Below are 25309 nucleotides of genomic sequence, written 5' to 3' on the forward strand. Positions count from 1 at the left end.
GAACAAGGGCAGCCTCCCACTTGCAAATTAATATAGATCCCGCTAATTATAGCAATAAAGGAATAGTTTGGTTAAAGTTCATATGATATATTTGTTGTGAGCCTGTCAGGCGAAGATGGTATCACCAATATTTGTAGCAGAGGAGCTGTCATTTTGACTTCCAACGAACCGGTCAGAAGAGGAGAATTTGGTTTAACGTTCCCTGTACGTCTAGTATCCGATATCAGAAAGTCTCAGGAATGGTATCGCAATGTGCTGCAATGTCACGACATCAGCGGCTATGGACATGCAACTCGGGGAGACAGAGGGGGAATGGGGCTCATTGTCAGCACAGCCGCTTCGCCGGACCATATTCGCCCGAACGCAGTCGCACAGAAACGCACGGATGAACCAGCGGAAGCGGCAAGCTCGGAGTATGGCTGTGATTCTTTGGTTGAGGTCGCTTGGAATAACCTCGCTTATATCATCGAGGAAGTACGCAGCAGAGGCGGTAAAATTACAGTAGAGCCTTATGAATACGCGTACGAAGGCCGACTATATATGAAAGCGCATATTACCGATTATGACGGTTACAACATTGTTTTAAGCACCAACCGTTCTCAGACGGAGGAACCGATTTCGCAGCAGCCGGAAGATAAGTTTATGAAAACGGTTCAAGTACGCCTTGTTTCCGATTTGAAGAAATCGCTGGACTGGTACAAAAACGTGCTAGGATGCGACGAGGTAAACGATTTCGGGTATGCAAGACGAGGTGATCCGGAGGCACCGTATCCTGTGATGGAAGTGATTTTACAACAAGCGGCATCTCCGCACGATGTATGTCCGAATGCCCAATGCGCAAAAGTCAGAGACGTTGAGGGTTTATGGGAAGGCCCCGATTTCCCGTGGGATACTTTTGTTCATGTGTCATGGGAGGATGTATTACTTATCGTTGACGAAGTACGAGCCAGAGGCGGTACGATCGGAACGGAACCGCTTGAAACCTCAAATGATGGCTGGGACTTTCTCGATGCGCGTATTACGGACCCGGACGGGTACAGCATTATTCTTGGAGGCATGAGAAGGAGCGACGAAGCCTAATCATACTTTTTATAATCTAAACACTTTTTAACAGCCTGCTGGATTTCTCCAGCAGGCCGTTGCTCTTCCGCTGGCAAACTACTCCTTTTTCGTTCAGCTATCGTGTCCCGTTAGCTTAATAATGAATGGTCCGAAGCGTAAATACAGTGTTATGTGAAGTGCTCCTGAGCTGTTACAAAAAAATTGTTTCTCCTGTAGAAAGTATCCTTATGTAAACTTCTTTCATATCCATTTCTGGTGTTAAAATAACTTCCTTATTAGTGAACTTAGCAATCTCCTTCATAAACTCAATTACTTTATCTACTTCTTTGAGACTTACAATTTCTCTAGGTGATATGTCAAATTCGATATTATCAGTTTCATAGAAATATCCAGAAATTGAAATACCTTTATATACGATATTAATGGACATTGAAAAATCATTTTTAAGGTTTAATATTTCTTTAATACTTAGTCTATCGTGTACTTCTTCTCCATCTCTAAAAATAAATATTTCAAAATCAGGGTTTGATTTGAAATAGTCCATTAAGAAATCCCAATCAGTATAATGGGTTTGTAGTATATAAATATCTCGAAGACTTCCATCTTGATAGAAATAATTGTTTAATATTTCATCTCTCATAATAATTATCCTTTCAGTTTGCATTTCACATAACGATTTATTTTGAACTTCGCAAAAATTCCATCCATAGGTATTCGCGAAGTAATTAAACTATCCTGCCCGTTACTTCAAAGAAAAACGGCAATAAAGCTGGCTACCGTCTTTGCTTTATTGAACTATCGTGTCCCGTCAGCGGAATGTTAACCTTTAATCAATGTCTTCATAATCACCATGTTCTATTGTTTTCCTTTTGTTTAACCTTTTCCATTCACCAATTGTACGTTTTATAATTGCCAAATGTTCTAACTCATGTTCGACAAACCTTCGAAGCATCTTACGAGCGGTCCATTCCTCACTTGGCTTTTGAGCACAATAAGTTCCCTCTCTATATTCTTGAGGAAAAGCCAATAAAACCTCAACCGCACAATTCATAACATAATTTAAGCTCTCTATGGTATCTTCCGGAAACGGCTTTGGAATAAGCCTCTTTGCTTCCTCTAACCCGAGAATGCGTGACAAGTACCATGGATAACAATTTCGAACATGAATAAGGTTATCCCTTATTGTCCTTTTCCCCTTACCTGGTTCCCAATCTAAACATGACTCTGGTAGTACCGTGACCAAATCAATTATTTCATTCCGTGCAAATCCCAATCTTTTAACTGCTGTTAAAATATCAACATCTGTTATCGGAATAAGGTCAAGTTCAAAAAAACCTACGGAAGCACCAGAAATTCCGAAATTGGAAATCTCCTGTTGCTCTCCTAGTACAAAAGTAATCTCTTTTCCTCTGAGATCTGGAACAGGCTCTCCGTTCTGATTTAACCAGGAGTAATACTTTACAGTTTCCTCCTTTGCCAGTTCAAGAACCCTTTCTGGACTTGTACTTTTCCAAATGCACCCGAATTCAGATAGAATGTGCCCCATCCAACGGCCTTCCAAAGTTCCATCTATGTCAACACGAAACTGCATTACATACACCACCAACTCTTAATTTTTACTTCTATTGTACTTGCACGAGGATTCCATCGTCTGATTACCAACTACAAAGTAAAATTGACTATTTAATTATTCGTGAAGCGATTAAGCTCTCCTGCCGCTAAATTTAATGAAAATGGAGCAGCTGCCGCTGGCAACCTGCTCCAAAAAAATACGTTCAACTATCGTACCCGTTAGTTCAGTAACGGCTGTTTAAGGTTTTGTAATAAGAGATTCATTGATCAACTTACAAAGATATCCAACTATGTATTCTCTTTGTGTTCTTTCTTCGAGGTCGTTATTTTCTACAAGGTCATTTATCCCTTTATTTATAACTTCCCATAATGGTGAGCCTTCAAATTGTCCATACGGATGTGACATAGTACTGTATACCTCCCCGACGCATCCTTCATTATACAAAAGATATTGCTTCTTCAACAAAACTGCACGTTACTTCAACAAATGAAAAAGGAATTGCCCGCAGCTAGCTCCTCAACGATCGTTCCTTTTTATCGTAATGAGATTGCCACTCCACAGGACCGTCTTACTTCATAGAATCCGTATAACTCTTATCGAGCTCTTGGATACTGCTTTATTATGCTATGAGGGTCTATGCCATTTATCGTCCCCCATAATTCTGTCTATGATATGGTTGTCAGCCCAAGCCGCAGCTGTCTCTAATCCTTCACACTCAGCCTTCGTCGAATCACGAATTTCTCCTTTGTAGTATATTGAGTATTCACCAGAAATAATATCAACGATACAAGCTGGTGGAGGCCAAGCATCCTCATCGTTGTCGAAAGGGCGATAATCAACAACTGGCCATTCTCCGGACTTTAAAACATATTCATAAACACCGACAATAAATTGATAATCTTCGGTTTGAGGTAGATCTTCTATACTCTCAGAAACTTGTTTATAAATTGCAATTGATCCATCCATGTGCATTCTGCCGAATGCATATTTTTTATTAGGCAGTGGAATTGCATACACATCTCCAACTTTTAACCTTCTTCGTTTTTTTCGAGTCATGGTTCCCCCCATATGTTCGTTGCTTCGTTTAACTAATGATTCTCGTTAGTTTAATCCATGGTCTTCATCAATTAACCATTAGACCGAATACGCTAGACCGATTGGTGAATACGGTGTTATCTGAAGGAGCCTCTCCTCGAAAAACCACCAAATCCCTAAGAATTCATAATTTTATATCTAGTCTTTTCTATTAGCTTTATTCTCTTTTCGTTATTCAAATAACGTCCTATAGTTAAGCCATTCGAATTATAGCAATGTGCGTAGCTCTTAATTATTAATCCATTCTTCATAATGAATTGATATTCATCTTCATGTGGTCCCTTACCTAAATAAAAATGAATAGTTCCTATTTCCTTTACTTTATATGCCTCAATTAGTTTTATTTCAGATATTTCAATGTCGACATGCTTCATAAAAAAAATGTATTTACTAATCTTCTCACCTTCAATTACCCAGTAATATCCGAGTTGGAAAATCATAAAAAATAAAAAAATACCAGAAAACAAAACAAATGCCTCAATAACAAAACCCGCCATTAAGTAAAGTATAAAAAGAAATATGGGATATACCACCAATGTAATTATGATTGTCTTCTTTAAGTGAAATTTCATCCTTGATTTAGCTCCATATCATATATTAGGCTCTTTCAATGTATTCGAGGAGTGATTTATTATATCCTGCCCCGTTAGCCATTCATGCATCTCTTCTACTGCACCACAGAGCATGAAAGTTAATTCGTTCTTTCATGGTAGTTGAAACAAGACAGCTGATCATTTTCTCTGACCAGCTGCCTTCGTGTCTTGTTAAACTATCGTTCTCCGTTAGCTTTATCTGCTAACCGGATACAGCAAGAATTTATTACCCCTTAGTTGGAATAAAAGCAGTTTATATCGATGACTGCCTTTGCTGTTACCTTGTATCTTTGCATAAATATAAGAGAACAGGTAACAATGGCTACTAATTCGTTGTTGAGGTGATGGATACCATGCAGGAAGCCAGAAAAGATGGTTGGCGGTCAGAGGACGATCTACTTCTCGCTAATATTGTAATTAAACACATTCGAAATAAAAGTACTCAATTAGCGGGGTTTGCTGAGGCAGCCGAACTATTAGGACGTACCGAAAGTGCTTGCGGATTTAGATGGAATTCAGAAGTCAGAAAAAGTTACTTAAATGAAATTAAAGAAGCTAAGCTAGAGCGGAATCAAATTCAAAGAGCTTCAGTTAGTAAGCAAGTTACTATTGCTGCAATCGATGAACAGGACATCAAATTAACAATCACTGATCAAATTGTTGAGTTGGCTAGAAGACAACAAAAGATTATAGAGAACATGGCCAAACAGATCGCTGAATTAAAAGAGGAAATAAGGATTAAAAACGAACAGCAACAATTAAACAAAAAATCAGAAGCTATGAATGAAGTGACCTTAAAGGAAGATTTCGATACAATGCTTCAGATCTTTCAACGAGCGAAGCACCTCATTTAGTTCAACATTGACCACCGTGAGTAGCGGTGGTTTTTTGCTGATGTGATTATCCCGTTACCATTCAAAATACAGGCATGAAAAAAGTATTAGCTAAAAATCCCGGCTCATTACCGATTCTTTATACACTTCACACAAAATGCTCCACCAAGGGTACCTTCTTCAAATAATGTTCCGCATTCAGGGCATGTTTCGTAGTAAGTTGAGCACCGTTCACAAACTGATTCACCATGATTAGTAAAATGAACCGTTACAGGATTCGCGCATTTGACGCACGAATCATCATAATCTTGATCAAACACATCATCGTCGTAAATATAGCCTGCTTCAATAACCTCAAATCCACCACAATTTACAAATAATGAATTATTAATTATGAAGTTAGTCTTCTTTAATAAATCCACCTCAAATTCAAAACTTATTGAGCCAGATATAGTGATTTTGAATAAATAGTCCTCATGATAACTTGAAGAAATAGCCTCAGTTATTGAAGCCTCAACCTCACATGTAAACTTCCCTTCGATGTTTACATGATTTTCATTGATATATACCGATTCAATCAATAAATCTGGGGAAGAAACACCTTCTACTTCAACATCTTGTAGAGGATTATCTACATATTCTTGTAGATCACCACCATGAATGAGGTACGTAGTCAAGTTAAGGTTATCATCTGCAATCGTATGCCAATCGGACTGATCAAGTAATCTGTAACAAATAGCCCTCGAGTTCATTTCTAGATAGGTTCGATTATCTACCATGTTATTGAGTACAGATGCATGGTTGTAGAAATTGGATAGGCTCATCATAGCAAATGGCTTGTTGCTATATTCCCTAAATTCAGAAATTAGCTCAGTTCGTGGACTAATTGGTTGATCGTCATCACCAAGCACCCACCAATCTTCCTTTTCATCTAGAGTAATAAATATAATAGGTTTTTGTGTTGCTCCAGCCTTCTCTAGTAATTGCTTCCATAACAGTAAATCGCCGAATTTCTTTGTTTTGGTCTCATCGTCTTTGTCTTTTACGCTGTCCATATACCCTGGTGGTATCTTATATTTATACCTGTTCTCTCCTTCGGCATATACACCTAACAATCTTGATAGAGTAAACATGTTTCCGATGTTACCATCTTCGACAAGTTTATCAAAAAATTGCTTCACTCTATCTTCTTTTAACATTCTAATATTTTCTTTTGAGTCATCTGCAACTTCGGTTTCAAACTTCTTTGCTTGTTCACGGATGCTCTCTATTGAAGCATCGATATGTTTTGAAAGTTCTTTTACGCGAGGGTAGCTATATTTGTTAAATTGAATAAATTGTTTCTCAAAGCTATTTTTAGCGTTTTCAGTAATTCTATCAATTTCTTTTTTAACTTCCCTATATTTGTTATGCTCTCGTTTCACTACGTCTTTATGATTATTGTAGAATTCCGATAAGACTTGCGCAGGAATCCATATTTGCTCCCTGTTTCGGTCCATTACAGATAAAAACTGATTTGCTGTATTTGGTGAGTACCTATATAGTCCTAGAAAAGCATTGGTATCGAGTACTATTAGAGGCTCTTCCTTCCAGACTTCTTGGAAGTCTTCAAATGGATAATTGTAGGCCATTGTGACCTGCCTTTCTATGATGTAAGAAGTTTATAATAAGCTGTATCCTCTGAGATTGTAATGACGTCACCTGACTATGCAAGAGCAATTCATAGCACTTTGTTCGTCGGAAAAGCATATCTCTAAAAAGTATTGACTTACGTGAGAACGGTTCGGCTTTCCCTATCAGTATGGGTCAAATTACATGGAAAATCAAATAAACGAAGGGAGGGAACACTTTATATAAGTCTTCCTTTTGTACTCCACTATAGTAATTGCAAAATGGGTCATCTATCGTTATCACGATATTCTGATTAACGCTTATTCGACTTTTCGTTTAACCGGCAGCACAGCTTCAGTCATTCCTAATCCTCCGTGCATTCACAGTATGATGGTTACCCCGACGGGAAATCCCAATCTTCAGGAACGATGAGCTCGATCGGATTCTTCAATGACTCGATATTTGCGTCAACCATAGCTATCATGTTATCGACATGTTCATGGTTATGTGTCTTTAAGATAACGAGTAGTTCCCTAACCCCTTCTAGCCTCGTAATTAACGGTCCGGCATTCGGACCTATCACCGTGTGCTTGATAATAGAATATTGGCACATATTACGAACCGCGGCCGGTAATCCTGTCAGCTCCTCTTCGTTTTCACGTCCAATCACTCAGCATCATCCCCCTCTTCTAAGGTCGCTACCTGTGTAGTTCCGCATGAAGATCTTCTTTGCCAACGAATGCGCGCTGGATCAGCAGCTCGTTCGTTACAACCGCAAGCATCTTGGGATAATTCGATTCAGCCATGTACCTGATCCCTTGATACATCTTGTCTTGGGTGTCGGTAGCTGAAACGATTTCAGAAGTTTTGGCGATCTCTTGCAGTCCTACACTAAAGACATAAAGCGTAAAGCCATTTTCCCATTGCGTAAGCTTGCGCTTCTGTTCTGCTTCGGTTAGCGGTGCAGGGATTGCCTTCCGAGGTTTGAAGTTGATTATGTTGTCATCGTTCACTGTCCGAACCTCCATTCGCGCCTCCCGTGAACTGCCAGTATATTAGAGCCGCCTGATCGGGTCGTAATTCGTTCGAGGCTTTCTTGTTCTCCTTTAGTATCTTGACGATATGCTCGCGGCTCAGACCGACACGCTGCATTGCGGCGATCATAGCCCCCATATCACATTCCCAATTCCAAACGTCATGGTAATGCCTCGGTTCCTCGATCTCGACTTTTGGCTGCAGCGGCAACAGATCCGATGGCTGTTTCTGTTCCGCTAGCGTCGCAATAGCCTCATTAAAAATATTCTTCTTTTCGGCATCGGTAAGAAGGTCATCAACAAGCGGCGGCTGACTCGGTTCTTCCATCTCTGCCCACTGTCGCTGATGCCCGTTGCTGCCAGCGCTTACGTTCCTGCTCGTATTTCTTGATGATCTCAAGAGGAGCATCAGGTCGCAGCTCACCTTTCTCAGGATCCCATTCTGGCCAATCGTAATAGCTCGGTGGCGGCATTGAAACCATATTTCATACCCCTTCACTTGTTAGATATCAGTCGGTTTACGTTCTCCCTTACATCATATCAACAAAAAAGGCTCCGGCGAGTAAACGCGCGCAGTCCTCTTTCGACCGATGCATCAAAACGCATTACGTTAGAAACGCGGGATAGTTTCTGCCTGCTTCCTTTGTTGAATAATTTGATTCTAATCGACAAGTGTTTAATCATTGTCTTGATACTCAAAATTGCCAATTTCTATCCGTCGAATAATATCTTCAAGCTCTTCAATTTTCCCTTCATTTTTATGACGAGTGTAAGCAAACAAGATAAATTTCTTCTTCAAATGTGATAATCTCTTGTGTAGATAAATCAGTAGATCTTTATTATCCACTTTCAATTCACACCTCCGTTGGAACGTTAGTGATTCATAAAAAAAAGAATAGGACACAATACGATGCACATGGCTGAAGCAATCATCCCTGTATACGATTTAATCAAGACCTAATCCCTTGCCTAAATTTACAAATATACCCATGTGTTATGACGCGAATGACCATCTTAAAGTTGCTATTCTGCCCGTTACTTCAATGAAAACGGCAACCGATCGTTTGGCCGGCTGCCGTCGTATCATGAAACTATCGTACCCGTTAGCGTAGTCAACTGAATAACAATTAAAGTTTATTATCTTCAATTGTCTTGAAAATTCTTGAATACAACTCTTCTATATTTGCATCAGTTTTCTCATCATTATATAAATCGAATCCCCAATTTTTTAAAGTGTGATTTTTTTGTGATGAAAGAACCCCAACAGCGTAGCTATTGCCAGGAGACCATCTCCAAGAATCTTCAAATTCTATGTCTTTTTCAGTAAATGGAACATGACTTTTAGTCGAAATAAAATAAACTGGAATGATTGAACTCATGTAAAAATCCGCATATTGACTCTCAGCGGCTTTGAGAAGATTTTCTTTCATAACAAAGACCGCATCATAATCCTTCAATTTATTAATTGTCATTTCATCAAATGAAATCTTTATAAAACTTACTTGTTCTTCTTTTACTTTTGGTGGTACTCCAACCACAGCTATTCTTAACGGTTTTCCTGAATACAACTCGAAAACTGGGTTTGAGGTGCAAGCCGCTAGTGCAAATATAAATACAAATATAAAAAATAAATATTGTTTTCCTTTTGCTCTTTTCACTTGCTAACATCCTTCCTCGTTGGAACTGGTAACAAGGTCAAATACGAATCTCTTCACCATGAATACCAACGACCTCCTAATACATATATAGACTCTTTATTTAGGAAATAGTTGCAGGATTGGATAGAAATGAGTATAACTAACCTGCCCTTTAGTTGAATATTGACGGATATCATGGAGAGAATCCGCTGCTATCCTACACTAAAAAAATCGGCGATAGAGTTCTCTTCTACGCTCCCCGCGCAACTGAGCATATAGTTGTGTGGTCGACGCTTTTTCATGCCCCAACATACCTTGAATAAAATCTAAAGGAGCTCCATTATCAAGGAGTTGGCAAGCAAATGTATGACGAAAACGATGCGGGTACACATTTGCGTCAATCTTCCCCCGTTTTGCAAGCCGTTTTAATTCCCACCGGAGCGTAGGTATCGCCATTCGTCTAGCTGGCTTCATTGTAGTTACAAATAAGGCTTTACATGCATCATCTCGTTTAGCCACATACTTCTTCAACCACACTTTACACTCTGTCGTAAAGTAAACCTCTCTCTGCTTTGAACCCTTACCATTTACAATCACGGAACAGTTCTCCCAGTTCAAATCCTCAGTGTTAATCTTCGCCACTTCTCCTATACGGCACCCAGTGCTGTATAGAAACTCCAGGAGTGCTCTTTCCCTAAGTGACTGACATGAGATCTTTAAGTTAATAACATCTTCCTCCATCAAAAATTTAGGAATTCGTTTTTCCATTTTTGGTTCCGTAATTTTAAAGAGGGATTATATGGTAAGTACGTTTCTTCATATGCAAAACGGAAAAGGGAACGAACGAAACGGATGCGATGTCCTAAGCTGCTTGGCTTCAATCGTTCCGATTGCTTTGCTATATATCCCTTTAGGAGACTTAAGGTTATTTCAGAAACATTTATTTCTCCTCCTAGTTCAATAGCCAGCATCTTGAACTGCAAGGCATAGGCTTTCAATGTATTTGGGCTAAACCCCTGGATTTGCTTATCTGTTTTATAAAGACGCCAAAGCTCGTTTAATATCATATAAAGACCTCCCATTAGAGCAATTAATTCTAGTTTGCTACTAATGAAAGCTTTTAGACTGATTTATGAACTAGTGTCTTGCAATACTTGAATGAAGTTCTTGGTAGAATTCATAGCCAAGATGAAATTTACAGATAAAGTGGAATTAGTGATGCACTACTAAAATGCCCATTTAGGCTGTTTTACGAAGGTATTATAGTCTGCTAAATTAAAAAAAAAGCCCGGGAATGCTCTCCCAGGCCTTTAAGTGTGCAGTGCTTCAGCTATGAAACGATCTTACGCTAGTAACAGTTACACACATTATTTTGCAGTTACAAACTTCTTTTATCAGTTACAATCTTTATTTTGCAGTTACAAACAATATTTAACGCATTCAGAATGATCTTAAGCTCCTGTAATCCCTACTCCACCGTAACCGACTTTGCAAGGTTACGCGGTTTATCCACATCATTACCGCGTGCCAGCGACGCATAGTATGCGATCAGCTGCAGTGGAACAACCGACAATGCCGGCGATAGAAGCGGCAGCGTCTTCGGAATCGCGAATAGCTCATCGACGGACTTCGCAACTTCTCCTTCGAAGCCTTCGTTCACAACGCCAAGTACATGCGCGCCGCGAGCTTTCACTTCTTTAATGTTGCTAAGTGTTTTCTCGTACAGATCTTCTTGCGTGATCAGCGAGATAACCGGAATGCCTTCTTCGATCAGAGCAAGCGTACCGTGCTTCAGCTCACCCGCTGCATAAGCCTCGGAGTGAATGTAGGAGATTTCTTTCAGCTTCAGCGAGCCTTCTTGCGCCACTGCAAAGTCAACGCCGCGGCCGATGAAGAACAGGTTGTTGTGCTTGGAAAGGTTCTCTGCCACTTGCTTCAGCACAGGGGCGTTATCAAGAATGCTTTCCACTTGCTCAGGCAGCTGGTGCATCGCCGTCACTACTTCAGCGATAAACGCGCTGTCCTTCGTACCGAGCGTTTCCGCCAAGAACAGACCGAGCAGGTAGAACGCGATCAATTGGGAAGTGTAAGCTTTCGTCGAAGCAACCGCGATCTCAGGTCCGGCTTGCGTGATGATGACATCATCGGCTTCGCGGGAAACCGAGCTGCCAACCACATTCGTAATGGCCAGAACACGTGCGCCGCAGCGTTTAGCTTCACGCAGTGCAGCCAGCGTATCCGCCGTCTCACCGGATTGGCTGACCACGATAACAAGCGTGTCAGGCGTAATGATTGGGGAACGGTAACGATACTCCGACGCCACGTCCGTTTCAACCGGAATGCGAGCCAGGCTCTCAAGAACGGTTTTACCAACCAAACCAGCGTGCATCGCCGTACCGCAAGCTACGATATGAATCTTACGGATTGCGCGAATCTCGTCTGCAGTCATGCCGATTTCGGTCAATTCAACGGAACGGCCATCATCCGAAATACGGCCCATCATCGTGTCGCGGTATGCTTTCGGCTGCTCGTAAATTTCTTTCAGCATGAAGTGATCGAATCCGGCTTTCTCCGCCGTTACCAAGTCCCAATCGACATGGAATATTTCCTTGGAAATAAATTCGCCTTCAGTCGTCATCAATTCGACACCGGTTTTCGTCAAAATCGCCATTTCACCGTCATTCAGAATATACACATTGCGCGTATGCTCCAGAATTGCCGGGATATCCGACCCGATGAAGTTCTCGCCTTCGCCGATTCCGATAACGAGCGGGCTGGCGAAACGTACAGCAACCAAACGTTCCGGTTCATATTCAGTCAATACGCCAAGCGCAAAAGCACCGCGCATCCGTTTAACCGCACGTTGTACAGCCTTCACGATATCGCCATCGTACTCATCGGCAACAAGGTGGGAAATAACCTCCGTGTCCGTTTCGGATACGAATTTGCAGCCTTTTGCAATCAGCTCATCCTTCAAATCCAGATAATTCTCGATGATGCCGTTGTGCACAACAGAGAACTTATGCGTGTTGTCTGTATGCGGATGGGAGTTAGCGTCCGACGGCTTACCGTGGGTAGCCCAACGTGTATGCCCGATACCAACCGATCCTTCAAGCGGCTGTCCGTCTAACTTTTGTTCCAGGTTTGCAAGACGGCCAATCGACTTGCGCACTTCAAGACCATTCTTCGTGAAAACAGCAATACCCGCCGAGTCGTAACCGCGGTATTCCAGCTTCTTCAAGCCCTCGATCAAAATATCCTGCGAATCCCGTTTACCAATATATCCTACAATTCCACACATATGAATAGACCTCCGTATTGGGTAGTTTACCCCGCTTCAACGGTTGCCATGACTAATGAATAGGTCGGCACAAAGCCGCCTCGGTTCGCCGGCATCGTCCCTGCTAAGGTTGGAAAATATCAAAAAAGACAATAAGAAAGAAAGCGCACCATCCGTGCGTTTTGAAAAAATAATAAGCAATGAGTCCGAACACAACGCAATAGAGACAGCCCCTCTATGGGTTGCTGCCACTGCCCGTGACTGAGACTTGAACAGATGAATACGCTAAAATCGACACACTCCGGCCTCCGTTGCCGCAGGTGCTTCAAAAAATCCTATGGAGCATTTTACCGACCCTTTGTCAGCCCGGTCGCCCGGTCTATTTGAGTATCGGCTTACGGTTAAATGCAATACCGGGAGGTCCCCGCCGAACATTCCGAACACCTCCACCTCGTCAGCTTGCCGCTTTATACAACCGATTACCCGCATGGCCATTTCCGTATGGACCGTGCAGCAGCTGCATGAAACCCTTGCAAGCTCTGGCGCTTTGTCTTGCTTACAACCTCTGTCCTCACTTTCGCTTCCTGAATGATACTTCTCCTACTATATTCATTTTTATGCTGAGGTGCAACAAATAATTGAGGGAACCGTTTACAATTGGTACATATTTTCCAAGAGCTCATCTTACTCCGCTTCGAAGACGCCATCCATGACAAAAGCAACCCTAGATGCCCGCAGTAACTGCGTATGTCTAGGGTTGCCCGATCACATAAAGTTATGAACGATAATGCCCATGTTTACTACTCTGCACCAAGCTCTGCGCGCACCGTGTCCACGATACGAGCTACGTAAGCTTCAACTTGCTCTTTATCCGGACCTTCAGCCATGACGCGGATAAGCGATTCCGTGCCTGATGGACGCACCAGCACGCGGCCGTTGTCGCCAAGCTCCTGCTCCACTTCAGCGATAACCGCGGCAATCGCCGGATTGTCCTTGTAGGTGCTCTTATCTGCAACGCGCACGTTAATCAGCACCTGCGGATACTTGCGCATCAATGTTTTCTGTTCGCTAAGTTTCTTGCCGGAAGCAACGAGCGTATCCGTCAACTGCAGGGCAGTCAGAATACCGTCGCCTGTCGTATTGTAATCGAGGAAAATAACATGGCCGGACTGCTCGCCGCCCAAGTTAAATCCGCCTCGGCGCATCTCTTCCATCACGTAACGGTCACCGACCGCCGTTTGTGCCGTGTTCAGACCGATTTTGCCGGCAGCCTTGAAGAAGCCGATGTTGCTCATAACTGTCGTTACGACCGTATCGTTCTTCAACTTGCCTGCCCGCTTCATCGCGTCGCCGCAGATGCACAGGATGTAGTCGCCGTCGACTTCTTCGCCATTCTCGTCAATCGCGATCAAACGATCCGCGTCACCGTCGAAAGAAAGACCGAAATCCGCGCCATGCTTCAGCACTTCTTCACGCAAATATTCCGGATGCGTCGAACCTACGCCGTCATTAATGTTCAAGCCGTTCGGTTCCGCGCCGACCGTAATGATCTCTGCACCTAGCTCACGGAACACCGTCGGCGCAATGGAATGCGCGGAACCGTTCGCACAGTCGAGCACAATCTTTAATCCTGTGAAGGAATGCGTAACCGTTGTTTTCAAGAAGTCGATAAATTGGCGTTTTGCCGTTTCATCCACCGTAACCGTACCGATATCTCCGCCTTCCGGACGCGGCAGTTCATCCACTTCCGCATCCATCAAGCGCTCGATTTCAAGCTCTGTATCATCGGAGAGCTTGTAGCCGTCTCCGCCAAAGAATTTAATGCCGTTATCTTCAACCGGGTTATGCGATGCGGAGATCATGACACCCGCATCTGCGCCCAGCACACGTGTTAAATAAGCGACTGCAGGCGTCGATACAACGCCGATACGTACAACGCTTGCCCCGATGGACAGCAGACCCGCGATCAGCGATGCCTCCAGCATTGGACCTGAAATACGGGTATCGAGCCCGATAACGACCTTCGGCTTCTCAGCCTGACCGGCTAGTACGTAGCCGCCGCAGCGACCGATTTTATAAGCAAGCTCAGGCGTGAGCTCGCGGTTTGCGACACCGCGTACACCGTCTGTTCCGAAATATTTTCCCATTGTTCCAAAATCCCCTTTATCTATTCTATATGCATGAAGCAACAATCGGGCACTATGGCACCGATGTTCCCGTGTTCGAGTTTGTACTCGAATTTGTTGCGCCGCCATCGCTGTTTCCTTTAGCATCACCGGCAGACTCATTTCCGGTTATCGCGTCTTCCCCACCATTCACAGCCTCGGAATCAGGAGCGGTTGCATTCGAATCTCCACCGTTTTCTCCCGCTCCTCCCGGATCGGTGAGCGTCTCCGTACTGTCCGTGATCTCCACCGTAATCGTAATCGGCGCATTTGGAGCTTGATCGACGAACCGCGGCAGATGGACCTCAAGCGGAACATCATGGCTGCCCGGTCCTAAACCGCTTAAGTCCGCAATCAGCTGGACATCCTTGGATTCAAGCGAGGCCAGCACGTTCGAGGCGCCTTTGACAATGGCATCCACCATGCCGTTTGGAGGCACGGTTACTTTGGCATTCAGACCTTCGGACAGACCAATCATCTTCACCGGCAAATGCGACATCACTCTCGTCTCGGCAGGCACGATCTTATACTCGAACGTGACTGTCAGCGGATCAACGGTGGCAATTCCTTCTAGTTGTGGAATATCGAGCTCCATCGTACCTGATTCTGTTAGCTTCGACAAGTCAATTGTAATGCCGTCATAGTAATCATACTTGTCCAGCACATCCTGAGGACCGTATACCGTAATCTGATCCACGCTCTGCGTAAAGGAAGCAATCGCATAACCATCCGTCAGCTTACCCGTAAATCCAATTTGCAGCGGCAGCTTCTTGAACGGCTTCGTAATCGGAATTTCCACTTCCACCACACTCGGACTGATGACCGCATCTGTCAACTCATTGCCTTCCTTATCGTAGGCGACAAGCTTCATCTTCTTATCGTTGACCGTCTCTTCTTCCCCTTCAACCGATACCGTTCCTCCGACCGATGCGACTAAATCCATTTGATCCTTCGGCAGCGTCACATGCACGCGGTTGTTCGGCTTTACAACAGGTTGTCCGATCTTGTACCCTTTACCCGGAATACCGTCGGTCTTAACCGTAACTTCATATTCTTTCGTAACGATACGTTCTAATACGACCGTCACGTTACTTGGTCGCACTTCAATAAGATCCAAGCCGCGCGGCAAATTCACCTTAACCGGAAGCACCTTGCGCCCTTCCGTTGCTTGGCTGAGATCAACCGTGACTTGATAATCATTGTTGCGCGAAGCGATTAGAAAATCCGACTTCGAGCCCTGTACCGTCAAATGAACGACTTCCGGATCCAGCAGCCGAAGCGCATAGTTCTTATCATCCATTCCAATCGGCGTCACCTGAACCGCATCGATCTCCTGCGTTTCCGTCAGGTTAGCCACCGTATTTGGCGTTTTCTCCGAATCGAAATGCACAACAGCCCACATCAGGATCCCGATCATCAATGAAAGGATCTTAATCGCCGTCGGATGGCTGAGCCACTTATCCATGCTGCTTGCCTCCTTTCCGTTTCCAGAAAGGTTTCTTCGCGCCTTGACGCTCACGCGCTTTCGAGTTCGGATTCAGCTCCTCGAACAGCTTCGAGATCAGAGATTCTTCCTTAATGTCGCGAACAATCATCCCGCCGACCGCAAGCGAAATCTGCCCCGTCTCTTCCGAGACGACGATAGACACCGCATCACACACCTCGGTGACGCCGATTGCAGCGCGATGCCTTGTCCCTAATTCCTTGCTGATAAAAGGATTCTCCGACAGCGGCAAATAGCAGCCCGCCGCCATTATCTGACTACCTCGAATAATAACAGCTCCGTCATGAAGCGGCGTATTCGGGATGAAGATATTGATAAGCAGCTCCGAGCTCACGATGGATTCCATTTGGATTCCGGACTCTATGTAGTCCGACAACCCGGTATTACGTTCAAAGACGATCAATGCGCCGATTTTGCGTTTGGCCATATAATTAAGCGACTTAATGATCTCGCCAATGCGATCGCTGATATCCCGCTCCACGACAGAGGACCGGCTAAACAAACTGCCTCGTCCGAGCTGCTCCAGCGCCCTGCGAAGCTCCGGCTGGAAAATAATCAGAATCGTAACGACCCCGAACGTAAACATTTGATTCATCAGCCACTTGAGCGTATACAAATTAAACCAGGTGCTGATGGCCCATGTCGCAACCAGGACAATGATTCCTTTCAACAGCTGAACCGCTCTTGTTCCTCGGACAAGCAGAATCAATTTATAGATAATATAGCTAACAACGGAAATATCAATGAGATCTTTGATCCATTCTTTCCAAGTCAAATCTGCAAAATAGTTCATCTGCCAACCCCCAAAGACCAAATGCCTGGGCATTTTAATTCTTTTATCGGATTTCTAACTTTATTATTTTCTAGAACCGGGGATGCAAATCCTTTTTTTTTCACAAAAAAACCTCCCGCAAGAGGAGGCAGTCAAAAATCAATAGGCCAAACTGCTGATGGAATGCGTAACTTTGTACCAAAACCAGTCCAGCGCCTGGTCAATCTGCTTCACTTCTCCGGATATATGTGCGGTGGAGGCTTGATACAACGAACCTGAAATCACGGTTACATCGCCTTCCACATCGCCTAGTACGTTTGCTTTGCCGTTCTCAACCGTAAGGTCCCCCTTCAAATGGGCACCTTCCGGTACAGTAACCGTATCCCCTTCGATGATAACCTGTGCCAGATCTCCACCGCGTACAGTAAGATCATTATCCTGCTGCCACATGGCGAGGAAGCTCGAGAACATCACAAGGGCAAATACTGCGGCAACCGAGACGGCGGGATGATTGCGAATCCAGCTGGCAAAACCGATTCTGCGGCGTTTCACGGGAAGCGAGCTCATAATGCGGTTGGTGAGCTGCGCGGATTGTTGCGGCGAAATCGTTACGCGAGTGTCCATCATCGAATGTGTCAGCGCTTCCGTCCGTTCCAGTTGCTCAAGCCTTGTGCAGCATGATTCACAGGAATCTATATGAAGTTTCAATTCAGCCAGATCATCGTGAGGCAGCTCATCATCCAAATAATCATGCATCAGCATGACGGCGACGTTGCAATTCATAGCAGCCATTCCTTTCTTCGTTAGTTACGGTAATATACGTTACGTGTTCAAGGCGGCGATGTTTCACTTTTTTTGAATATCCGCACCTGTCCAAAATTTAACTTTTCTGATCCATCCGCTTCTGCCTACAGCTTATGCTCCAATTTCTTGCGAAGGAACTCCCGGCCGCGATGGACACGGGTTTTCACCGTCGTTACCGGCATGTCGAGCACATCGCCGATCTCCTGCAAGGAAAGCTCCTCTAAATAGCGAAGCACCATAACCGACTTATACTTAGCCGGCAGCGTCTCAATGGCTTGATGAATGATGCGCTGCGTATCCGACAGCAGCATCTCGCTCTCCGGCGTGCGGTTATCACTTGGGATCATGGCATAACCATCGAGCCCCTCATGTTCACCCGACTCAGCATCCAGCGAGTACACAGGCTTTCTCTTTCGCAGTCTGTCGATACATAAATTCGTGGCGATACGATAAATCCAAGTGGAGAATTTCATCGTATCATCGTAACGCTCTAAATTTTTGTATACACGCAAAAAGACATCCTGTACGACGTCCTCGGCTTCCTGACGGTTGTACAGCATTCGATAAGACATATGATAAAGCTTGTCCTGATAAAGCTCCACGAGCTCTGCGAAAGCCCGTTGATCGCCTTTCAAAGCTAACTTGGCTAATCTCGCCTCAACTGATTTCAATGCTTCTCCTCCAAACGCGCCGAGTTCCCCTTCCGTTTACCGGTCGGCAATTCGGCTATTCCGATCCCTGTTACAATAAGCAAGATACCAACTACCCGCCATAAGCTAAGCGGCTCTCCAAGGATGGTCCATGCCGTTAAAATCACTACCGGCAGCTCCACCGCACCAAGCAAAGCAGACAAGCCGCTGCCAATCCGGGGAATGCCGATATTAAACAACAAGGTGGGCACTACTTGGGCCAATGTGCCAAGCAGCAATCCCCAGCCAACCAGCGCAGCTTCTCGACTTGCTGAGAAGGCCTCAGAGCCATAGAGAAGCGTAATGAGCATAAAACCCGCACTGACCATGACAGCGGAGCGTATAACAGCATCCTGCTGCCCCTCAAGCTGCCCCGTCCACCATATAAACAGGCTGTAAGACACGGCAGAAAAGAACCCGGCTAGGACACCGATGAAGCTCGCCTTGGTTAATCCGCTCTCCAGCAGCCGGGCGGCAAGCACCGTACCGATCATCACGATGACAATCGCAAGCAAACGTAATTTGCCGGGCCATGTCCGTTTCTGAATGCTGTCTAGCAAGATGGTAATCCATGTAAACTGAAAAAGCAATACTATCGCAAGCGAAGCGTCCAACCGCTGCAGCGCCGCATTATATAGAATCGTCGTCATCGCGAGTCCGCATGTGCCGATTAGTACAAGCTTCAGCCATGGTCCGCGAAGAGGATTCCGCCATCGCCTCCACCGCGCCATCGCGATCAGCCACAACAACGCCATGCCTATCCCCGTCTGATGGACGGTCACTTGCCCCTGCGTAAAGCCGTCCTCGTACGCCTTCTTAATAAGAACCGACAGCAAGCCGTAGCTCGCAGCCCCCATCAGCACACAGAGTAGGCAAAACCAATAGAACGGATCCCGCTTCATGTGCAGCCGCCTCCCTTGCCAGATGACCGGATAACAACGAAAAAAGAGCCGGACCCCGGGCGGACAACAGCTGTCCGGGCGTCCAGCCCTTTTTATGAATGTTATGCGCTATCTGGCAAAGGCATGCTGCTAACCCCTATGGGCACGCAAACCAATGGTCAGGATCAGCCCGTATTCCGAAGTCCCGCCGCTATTCCGTTGATCGTGAGCAGCACTTCACGCAGCAGCTCCGGATCGTCGGCTTCGCCGTTGGCACGTTTCTCGCGCAGTTCCTTCAGGAGCTGCACTTGCATGTAGCTCAGCGGATCTACGTACGGGTTACGCAGACGGATCGATTCTTGGATAACAGGTACGTTGTCCAGAATATCCGCTTGGCCTGTGATTTGCAGAATGAACGAAGATGTCATGGCGTACTCTTCCTCAATTTGAGTGAAGATGCGGTCGCGGATCGTCGTGTCTGAAATCATGCCGGCATATTCTTTCGCAATTTGCAGATCGGCTTTCGCAAGCGCCATTTGCAAGTTGTCAATTAATGTGGTGAAGAACGGGAATTTCTCGTACATGACGCGCAGCGTGTTCATACGCTTCTCGTCACCTGCGACATATCCTTGCAATGCCGTTCCGGCTGCATACCACGCAGGCAGCAAGTAGCGGCTTTGCGTCCATGCGAATACCCATGGAATAGCGCGCAGATCCTCGAAACGGTCGCTGCCTTTGCGTTTTGCAGGACGGGAACCGATATTCAGCTCGCCAACCTCCGGTAGAGGTGTCGACTCTTTGAAGAACGTCATGAAGTCCGGATCACGGAAAATCAGATCCTGATACTTCGTAAGCGCCGTCTCCGAAATGCCTCGTGCAATCTCATCCCACTCTGCAGTTGCTTCGGCTTCTTGCTCCGGATACTTCGCCAAACGCGAAGCCGTAACCAGCGCCCAAGTCGCTTGCTCCAAGCTGCGGTAAGCAATGCCCTTCATCGAGTAACGGGACGACAGCACTTCCCCTTGCTCCGTAATCTTAATGCCGCCGCCAACCGTATGTGGAGGCTGTGCAAGAATACTGCGGTTCAGCGGCATACCGCCGCGGCCAAGCGCTCCGCCGCGACCGTGGAAGAACTTCAGCTTCACGTCGAATTTCTTAGCTGCGCTTGTAATCGCATTAAGCGCTACACGCAGCTCCCAGTTCGCCGTAACCACGCCGCCGTCTTTGTTGCTGTCGGAGTAGCCGAGCATGATTTCATGCAGATTACCGCGCGCTTCAACAGATTGACGGTAGATTGGCAGTGCAAACAGCTGCTCCATAATGCCAGGTGCCGCATGCAAATCGTCGATGGTTTCGAATAGAGGGACTGCCTGCAGCGTACAGCGAACTTGACCATTTGATTCCTTGCGGAACAAGCCAACCTCTTTGGCAAATACCATGACTTCGAGCATATCGCTGGCACCCTGCGTCATACTGATCAGGTAGCTGGAGATACAGTTCACACCGAACTCCGCTTGCGCGCGATATATCGTATGATAAACATCCAGGCACTCCCGAGTGCTCTCGGAATAATCAAAATGCGGCGAAGTAAGCGGACGCGGATCGTTCAGCAATTTGTGCAGCAGCTCGATCTTCTCGTCTTCGGTCAGGGACGCATAATTATCCACAATGTTCATATTCGCAAGCACTTCAGTCATCGCATTCTCATGCTCTTTACTGTGCTGACGAACGTCGAGTGCTGCGAGATGGAATCCAAACAATTCCACTTGGCGAATCAATTTGCGAATATGCGTATCTGCAACATAGTCGGCAAAATGATTACGCAAGCTTCTGTCGATGATGCACAGATCCGCTTTCAGCTCATCCGCGCTGTTATAGCGCTTGACGGAGCCCTTAAGCGCATCCTTCGATGTATTCGCGAGCTTCTCCAGCATGTAGCCGAGTTTAACACGATATGGTTCTTTATCGTTACGCCATAGATCCACACTGCGTGTGTCGATCTTCTCGCGATCACTCTTAATCGAATCCAGCAATTCTTGCGAAACCTCAATGATATTCGTGCTGAAGCTGAGCTGGCTCATCACATCTTTCAGCAGCTCCTCATACTTTTCCAGTACAAGGCCGCGCTGCAGCGTTAAAGTCTCCCAAGTGACTTTTGCCGTTACCGATGGGTTACCGTCGCGGTCGCCGCCAATCCACGAACCAAAACGGAGATACGTAGGCACATGCCAGCGCTCTTCAGGGTAGTACTTGTCCAAGCAGCGCTCAAGCTCTTCATACACACTTGGAAGCACTTCGAACAAGGTCTCGTCAAAATAGTACATGCCATTACGCACTTCATCGATAACCGTAGGTTTGCGATCGCGAAGTTCATCCGTTTGCCACAGTGTCAGTACTTCATTAAGCAGCTTCTCGCGCAATTTCTCGCGCTCGCGATAAGTCAGCGTCGGATTGTCCAGTTCCACGACATCCGCTGCAATGCGCTGATGAATATCAAGCACGGCGCGGCGTGTAGCTTCGGTTGGATGAGCCGTCATAACGAGCTCAAGCGAAATATCTTCAATAATGCTTCTAACATTGTCTACATCGATACCTTGATCCTTGAGCACTTGAATAGCGCTCTCGATCGATCCAGGCTGTACCGTTTCTCCGGCTGAACGCTCATAATCGCGTTTACGGCGAATACGGTGATTCTGTTCCGCAATATTAACGAGTTGAAAATAAATCGCAAATGCACGAATAACCTGATGACGCGTCTCCGGATTCAAAGCATCAATGACTGCAGTGAATTCTTCATACAGCTCCGGCAGGAATTGCGCGCGCAGCGCTTTACTCATCTCACGGATTTTCTCTACATTCTCCAGCAGCTCGTGACCGCCTTGGTGGACAAGCACATCCCCAAGAATGTTCCCCAAGAACCGCACGTCTCGGCGAAGCAAATTGTTTGATTGCGGCCTTGTGGTTGTGACAGTTGTTCCAGCATGTTCCGACATTCCCTAATCCTCCTCCAGGTTTCGCATGATGCAAAACCACCTCGTAAGCATAGTCTTTGTGTTTAACGGAGCAAAACCACTCGTAAGCAAATCTTCGGATTTAACGTATGAATTCTACTTACACTGTGTATTTATACGACTTCCTTTCGGATTCCAGGTCGTAAAATCATCAACATAAGCCCATTTAACCCGTATTGTCGGTTTTTAACTTTAACCATCATACTACAAATTAACAATCGGTTGAAGCTTTTTCACGCTTGGAAGAATAAGGGTCGAACTATATAAAAATAAAAAGCCTTGGAAATCCAAGGCCTTGAATGTCGTTTATGGAGCGGGTGATGGGAATCGAACCCACGCTATTAGCTTGGAAGGCTAAAGTTCTACCATTGAACTACACCCGCAGAAGAAGATGGTCGGGATGACACGATTTGAACATGCGACCCCCTGGTCCCAAACCAGGTGCTCTACCAAGCTGAGCTACATCCCGTTATGTATCTAATGCAATTAAAGAATGGCGTGCCCTGAGAGATTCGAACTCCCGACCTTTTGATTCGTAGTCAAATGCTCTATCCAGCTGAGCTAAGGGCACTAATGGAGCGGAAGACGGGAATCGAACCCGCGACCCTCGCCTTGGCAAGGCGATGCTCTACCGCTGAGCCACTTCCGCATTGTGTCAGTCACTTTTTCTCAAGCGCGACAAGTAATAATATATCATGCTGAATTATGAAATGCAACCCTTTTTCTAAAAAAAAATATGATACCTTTGCAATCGCCGGCCATGCTGCTATGGACGGCGATGAAATGCGTTTATTACGCTACGCTCACAGCTGCTATACCGACATACTCAATGGTTTTGGAATCTCTTGCTGAACCGCAGCAGGAGCTCCGGCACGAGCCAGTGCATACGGTAAGCAAAGCGGCACACCGGAGCGAGGATCCAGAATGATATCCGCTTCGATGCTGAACACCTCACGGAGGACATCCTTATTCATAACGGCAACCGGTGTTCCTTCACCAACCACATTACCGTTCTTGATGGCAATCATATGATGGGCATAACGCGATGCATGGTTCAAGTCATGAACTACCATGACAATGGTTCTGCCAGCCGTTTCATTCAAATGCTGCAAGAGCTCCAATACTTCAAGCTGATGCGTCATATCGAGGAACGTTGTAGGCTCATCCAAGAACAGCATATCCGTCTGCTGTGCCAATGCCATCGCAATCCACGCACGTTGACGCTGGCCGCCGGATAGACGGTCGATAGGCCGATCGGCAAACTCCGTCATCCCCGTTTTCTCAACCGCCCACTGGATGACAGAGCGGTCTTCCTTGCTGAGCGAGCCAAAACCCTTCTGATAAGGGAAACGTCCGTAGGAGACAAGCTCAGCCACTGTCAGTCCATCCGGAGCCGTAGGATTCTGCGGAAGGATAGCAAGCTGCTTCGCCACGTCCTTCGTGGATTGTTTATGTACCGATTTGCCGTCCAGAAGCACCGTTCCGGCAGATGGGGACATCAAACGAGCCATCGTCTTCAGAATCGTCGATTTACCGGATCCGTTGGCACCCACTAGGGCAGTGATTTTACCTTTAGGGATAATAATATTTAAATTCTCGACAATAAGGCGTTCCTCATAGCCGATATTAAGTTTGGATGTCATGAAAGAATTCATCTGTTTACAGCTCCTTGCAGAACAGACTGTTCCGCTTTGTGATAATATTTCTCATTACGTTCTATACCATGATAATCATTCTCAGTTGATCCGTCAAGCGTTAACGGAGGTTCATTACTTTTATATCCCCACACTATGCACAAAATTGTGAAGAACCATCTATTCATCGTTTAAATTGTCACAACATTCAGGCGTAATTGTGGATAAGTAAAGCAGTGATAGCAAGCGTTTCGCCACTTATGCCATAGTTATCTACAGAGTTATACACAAAAAAGCCCTCAACGAGGGCCTTCTGTTTGTGATGCGCGTAGAGGGACTTGAACCCCCACGGTCGCCCGCCAGATCCTAAGTCTGGTGCGTCTGCCAATTCCGCCATACGCGCGCATATTCAATTCCATTCTCATTAGGTGAAAATGGTGAGTCATGTAGGATTCGAACCTACGACACCCTGATTAAAAGTCAGGTGCTCTACCAACTGAGCTAATGACTCAAACTAAAATGGCTGGGGATCTAGGATTCGAACCTAGGGATGACGGAGTCAAAGTCCGTTGCCTTACCGCTTGGCTAATCCCCAGTATACTGGTGGAGGCTGACGGGATCGAACCGCCGACCCTCTGCTTGTAAGGCAGATGCTCTCCCAGCTGAGCTAAGCCTCCGGGATAGAGAGAAAAAAATGGTGACCCGTAGGGGACTCGAACCCCTGTTACCTCCGTGAAAGGGAGGTGTCTTAACCACTTGACCAACGGGCCATCTTGCAAAAAAATCACTGGAGCTCTCAACCGGAATCGAACCGGTGACCTCATCCTTACCATGGATGCACTCTGCCGACTGAGCTATGAGAGCGTAATGGCTCCCCGAACAGGACTCGAACCTGTGACAACTCGATTAACAGTCGAGTGCTCTACCAACTGAGCTATCAGGGAACAGTTTAATTCAGGAACTTTTGTCACCCTGAAAACTGGATACGAACCTTTGCGAAGGTCTTGTTTAGCTGATCTTGTCCGAAGTTGAACATCCGAGCTGAATGTTCGTAGGATAAGCCCTCGACCGATTAGTATTCGTCAGCTGCATGCATTGCTGCACTTCCACCTCGAACCTATCAACCTGATC

At 45.6% G+C, this 25309-nt stretch carries 23 protein-coding genes and 11 tRNA genes; 2 read left to right on the forward strand and 32 right to left on the reverse strand.

Annotated elements, in window-relative coordinates; translation table 11 throughout:
• The first annotated feature begins 153 nt into the window (after positions 1-153).
• The gene (locus I8J30_RS27985; protein WP_210663800.1) at positions 154-1080 is read left to right on the forward strand and encodes a VOC family protein; all 927 of its coding nucleotides are present in this window, start codon (positions 154-156) and stop codon (positions 1078-1080) included.
• 172 nt (positions 1081-1252) lie between these two features.
• On the opposite strand, the gene I8J30_RS27990 is transcribed toward I8J30_RS27985, so the two are convergent.
• The 4 genes from I8J30_RS27990 to I8J30_RS28005 all read right to left on the reverse strand — a co-directional run bounded on the left by I8J30_RS27990 (position 1253) and on the right by I8J30_RS28005 (position 4302).
• Positions 1253-1702, reverse strand: a complete 450-nt coding sequence (locus I8J30_RS27990) for a protein export chaperone secb (RefSeq protein ID WP_210663801.1) — start codon at positions 1700-1702, stop codon at positions 1253-1255.
• A 186-nt stretch (positions 1703-1888) separates the two neighbouring features.
• On the reverse strand, positions 1889-2653 hold the full coding sequence (locus I8J30_RS27995) for a DinB family protein (protein WP_210663802.1): 765 nt from the start codon (positions 2651-2653) through the stop codon (positions 1889-1891).
• 606 nt (positions 2654-3259) lie between these two features.
• A complete protein-coding gene (locus tag I8J30_RS28000; RefSeq protein WP_210663803.1) occupies positions 3260-3691 on the reverse strand; it encodes an Imm26 family immunity protein in 432 nt (143 codons plus the stop codon).
• Between the two features lie 155 nt (positions 3692-3846).
• Positions 3847-4302 (reverse strand): hypothetical protein, encoded by a 456-nt coding sequence (locus I8J30_RS28005; protein ID WP_210663804.1) that lies wholly within the window; start codon positions 4300-4302, stop codon positions 3847-3849.
• 374 nt (positions 4303-4676) lie between these two features.
• On the opposite strand from I8J30_RS28005, the gene I8J30_RS28010 reads away from it, so the two are divergent.
• Positions 4677-5177: an RsfA family transcriptional regulator gene (locus I8J30_RS28010; RefSeq protein ID WP_210663805.1), complete on the forward strand. Its 501-nt coding sequence runs from the start codon at positions 4677-4679 to the stop codon at positions 5175-5177.
• A 107-nt stretch (positions 5178-5284) separates the two neighbouring features.
• Here the strand turns inward: I8J30_RS28010 and I8J30_RS28015 are convergent, their stop codons facing one another.
• The 28 genes from I8J30_RS28015 to I8J30_RS28145 all read right to left on the reverse strand — a co-directional run bounded on the left by I8J30_RS28015 (position 5285) and on the right by I8J30_RS28145 (position 25122).
• Complete coding sequence (locus I8J30_RS28015) at positions 5285-6787, reverse strand: PIN-like domain-containing protein (RefSeq protein ID WP_210663806.1); 1503 nt, start codon at positions 6785-6787, stop codon at positions 5285-5287.
• Positions 6788-7161: 374 nt separating this feature from the next.
• On the reverse strand, positions 7162-7437 hold the full coding sequence (locus tag I8J30_RS28020; RefSeq protein ID WP_210663807.1) for a hypothetical protein: 276 nt from the start codon (positions 7435-7437) through the stop codon (positions 7162-7164).
• Between the two features lie 28 nt (positions 7438-7465).
• The gene (locus I8J30_RS28025) at positions 7466-7795 is read right to left on the reverse strand and encodes a hypothetical protein (RefSeq protein WP_210663808.1); all 330 of its coding nucleotides are present in this window, start codon (positions 7793-7795) and stop codon (positions 7466-7468) included.
• Complete coding sequence (locus I8J30_RS28030) at positions 7770-8129, reverse strand: hypothetical protein (RefSeq protein ID WP_210663809.1); 360 nt, start codon at positions 8127-8129, stop codon at positions 7770-7772. Before I8J30_RS28030 ends, I8J30_RS28025 begins: the two co-directional genes overlap by 26 nt.
• 348 nt (positions 8130-8477) lie before the next feature.
• Positions 8478-8654 carry a hypothetical protein gene (locus I8J30_RS28035; protein WP_210663810.1) on the reverse strand — a complete coding sequence of 59 codons (177 nt, stop codon included), beginning with the start codon at positions 8652-8654 and terminating at the stop codon, positions 8478-8480.
• A gap of 274 nt (positions 8655-8928) precedes the next feature.
• Positions 8929-9459, reverse strand: a complete 531-nt coding sequence (locus I8J30_RS28040) for a hypothetical protein (RefSeq protein ID WP_210663811.1) — start codon at positions 9457-9459, stop codon at positions 8929-8931.
• Between the two features lie 201 nt (positions 9460-9660).
• Positions 9661-10206: a tyrosine-type recombinase/integrase gene (locus I8J30_RS34120; RefSeq protein ID WP_338044967.1), complete on the reverse strand. Its 546-nt coding sequence runs from the start codon at positions 10204-10206 to the stop codon at positions 9661-9663.
• Positions 10179-10505, reverse strand: a complete 327-nt coding sequence (locus I8J30_RS34125; RefSeq protein ID WP_338044968.1) for a site-specific integrase — start codon at positions 10503-10505, stop codon at positions 10179-10181. Before I8J30_RS34125 ends, I8J30_RS34120 begins: the two co-directional genes overlap by 28 nt.
• Before the next feature lie 401 nt (positions 10506-10906).
• Positions 10907-12739: a glutamine--fructose-6-phosphate transaminase (isomerizing) gene (gene glmS / locus I8J30_RS28050; RefSeq protein ID WP_210663812.1), complete on the reverse strand. Its 1833-nt coding sequence runs from the start codon at positions 12737-12739 to the stop codon at positions 10907-10909.
• 779 nt (positions 12740-13518) lie between these two features.
• Complete coding sequence (gene glmM / locus I8J30_RS28055) at positions 13519-14865, reverse strand: phosphoglucosamine mutase (protein WP_210663813.1); 1347 nt, start codon at positions 14863-14865, stop codon at positions 13519-13521.
• A gap of 52 nt (positions 14866-14917) precedes the next feature.
• Entirely contained in the window at positions 14918-16348 is a 1431-nt protein-coding gene (locus I8J30_RS28060) for a CdaR family protein (protein WP_210663814.1), read from the reverse strand.
• The gene (gene cdaA / locus I8J30_RS28065) at positions 16341-17180 is read right to left on the reverse strand and encodes a diadenylate cyclase CdaA (protein WP_210663815.1); all 840 of its coding nucleotides are present in this window, start codon (positions 17178-17180) and stop codon (positions 16341-16343) included. The genes I8J30_RS28060 and cdaA overlap by 8 nt, the downstream gene beginning before the upstream one ends.
• A gap of 138 nt (positions 17181-17318) precedes the next feature.
• Positions 17319-17942, reverse strand: a complete 624-nt coding sequence (locus tag I8J30_RS28070; RefSeq protein ID WP_210663816.1) for a zf-HC2 domain-containing protein — start codon at positions 17940-17942, stop codon at positions 17319-17321.
• Positions 17943-18067: 125 nt separating this feature from the next.
• Positions 18068-18634, reverse strand: a complete 567-nt coding sequence (sigW, locus tag I8J30_RS28075; protein WP_090986482.1) for an RNA polymerase sigma factor SigW — start codon at positions 18632-18634, stop codon at positions 18068-18070.
• A complete protein-coding gene (locus I8J30_RS28080) occupies positions 18631-19554 on the reverse strand; it encodes an EamA family transporter (protein ID WP_210663817.1) in 924 nt (307 codons plus the stop codon). The genes sigW and I8J30_RS28080 overlap by 4 nt, the downstream gene beginning before the upstream one ends.
• A 164-nt stretch (positions 19555-19718) precedes the next feature.
• On the reverse strand, positions 19719-22526 hold the full coding sequence (gene ppc / locus I8J30_RS28085) for a phosphoenolpyruvate carboxylase (protein WP_210663818.1): 2808 nt from the start codon (positions 22524-22526) through the stop codon (positions 19719-19721).
• Between the two features lie 327 nt (positions 22527-22853).
• A tRNA-Gly gene (locus I8J30_RS28090) sits at positions 22854-22927 on the reverse strand.
• 9 nt (positions 22928-22936) lie between these two features.
• A tRNA-Pro gene (locus I8J30_RS28095) sits at positions 22937-23013 on the reverse strand.
• Between the two features lie 25 nt (positions 23014-23038).
• A tRNA-Arg gene (locus I8J30_RS28100) sits at positions 23039-23115 on the reverse strand.
• Positions 23116-23118: 3 nt separating this feature from the next.
• Positions 23119-23193, reverse strand: a tRNA-Gly gene (locus I8J30_RS28105).
• A 163-nt stretch (positions 23194-23356) separates the two neighbouring features.
• Positions 23357-24199, reverse strand: coding sequence for an ABC transporter ATP-binding protein (locus I8J30_RS28110; protein ID WP_210663819.1), 843 nt, complete (start codon positions 24197-24199; stop codon positions 23357-23359).
• 302 nt (positions 24200-24501) lie between these two features.
• Positions 24502-24581 (reverse strand) — tRNA-Leu (locus I8J30_RS28115).
• A 32-nt stretch (positions 24582-24613) separates the two neighbouring features.
• Positions 24614-24689, reverse strand: a tRNA-Lys gene (locus tag I8J30_RS28120).
• A gap of 9 nt (positions 24690-24698) precedes the next feature.
• Positions 24699-24773, reverse strand: a tRNA-Gln gene (locus I8J30_RS28125).
• Between the two features lie 6 nt (positions 24774-24779).
• Positions 24780-24855: transfer RNA gene (locus I8J30_RS28130), tRNA-Val, on the reverse strand.
• A gap of 18 nt (positions 24856-24873) precedes the next feature.
• Positions 24874-24948: transfer RNA gene (locus I8J30_RS28135), tRNA-Glu, on the reverse strand.
• Between the two features lie 18 nt (positions 24949-24966).
• Positions 24967-25042 (reverse strand) — tRNA-Thr (locus I8J30_RS28140).
• Positions 25043-25046: 4 nt separating this feature from the next.
• A tRNA-Asn gene (locus I8J30_RS28145) sits at positions 25047-25122 on the reverse strand.
• Positions 25123-25309 lie beyond the last annotated feature (187 nt).

The organism is Paenibacillus lignilyticus (assembly GCF_017942085.1).
In the GTDB taxonomy this organism is placed as follows: Bacteria; Bacillota; Bacilli; order Paenibacillales; family Paenibacillaceae; genus Paenibacillus_Z; species Paenibacillus_Z lignilyticus.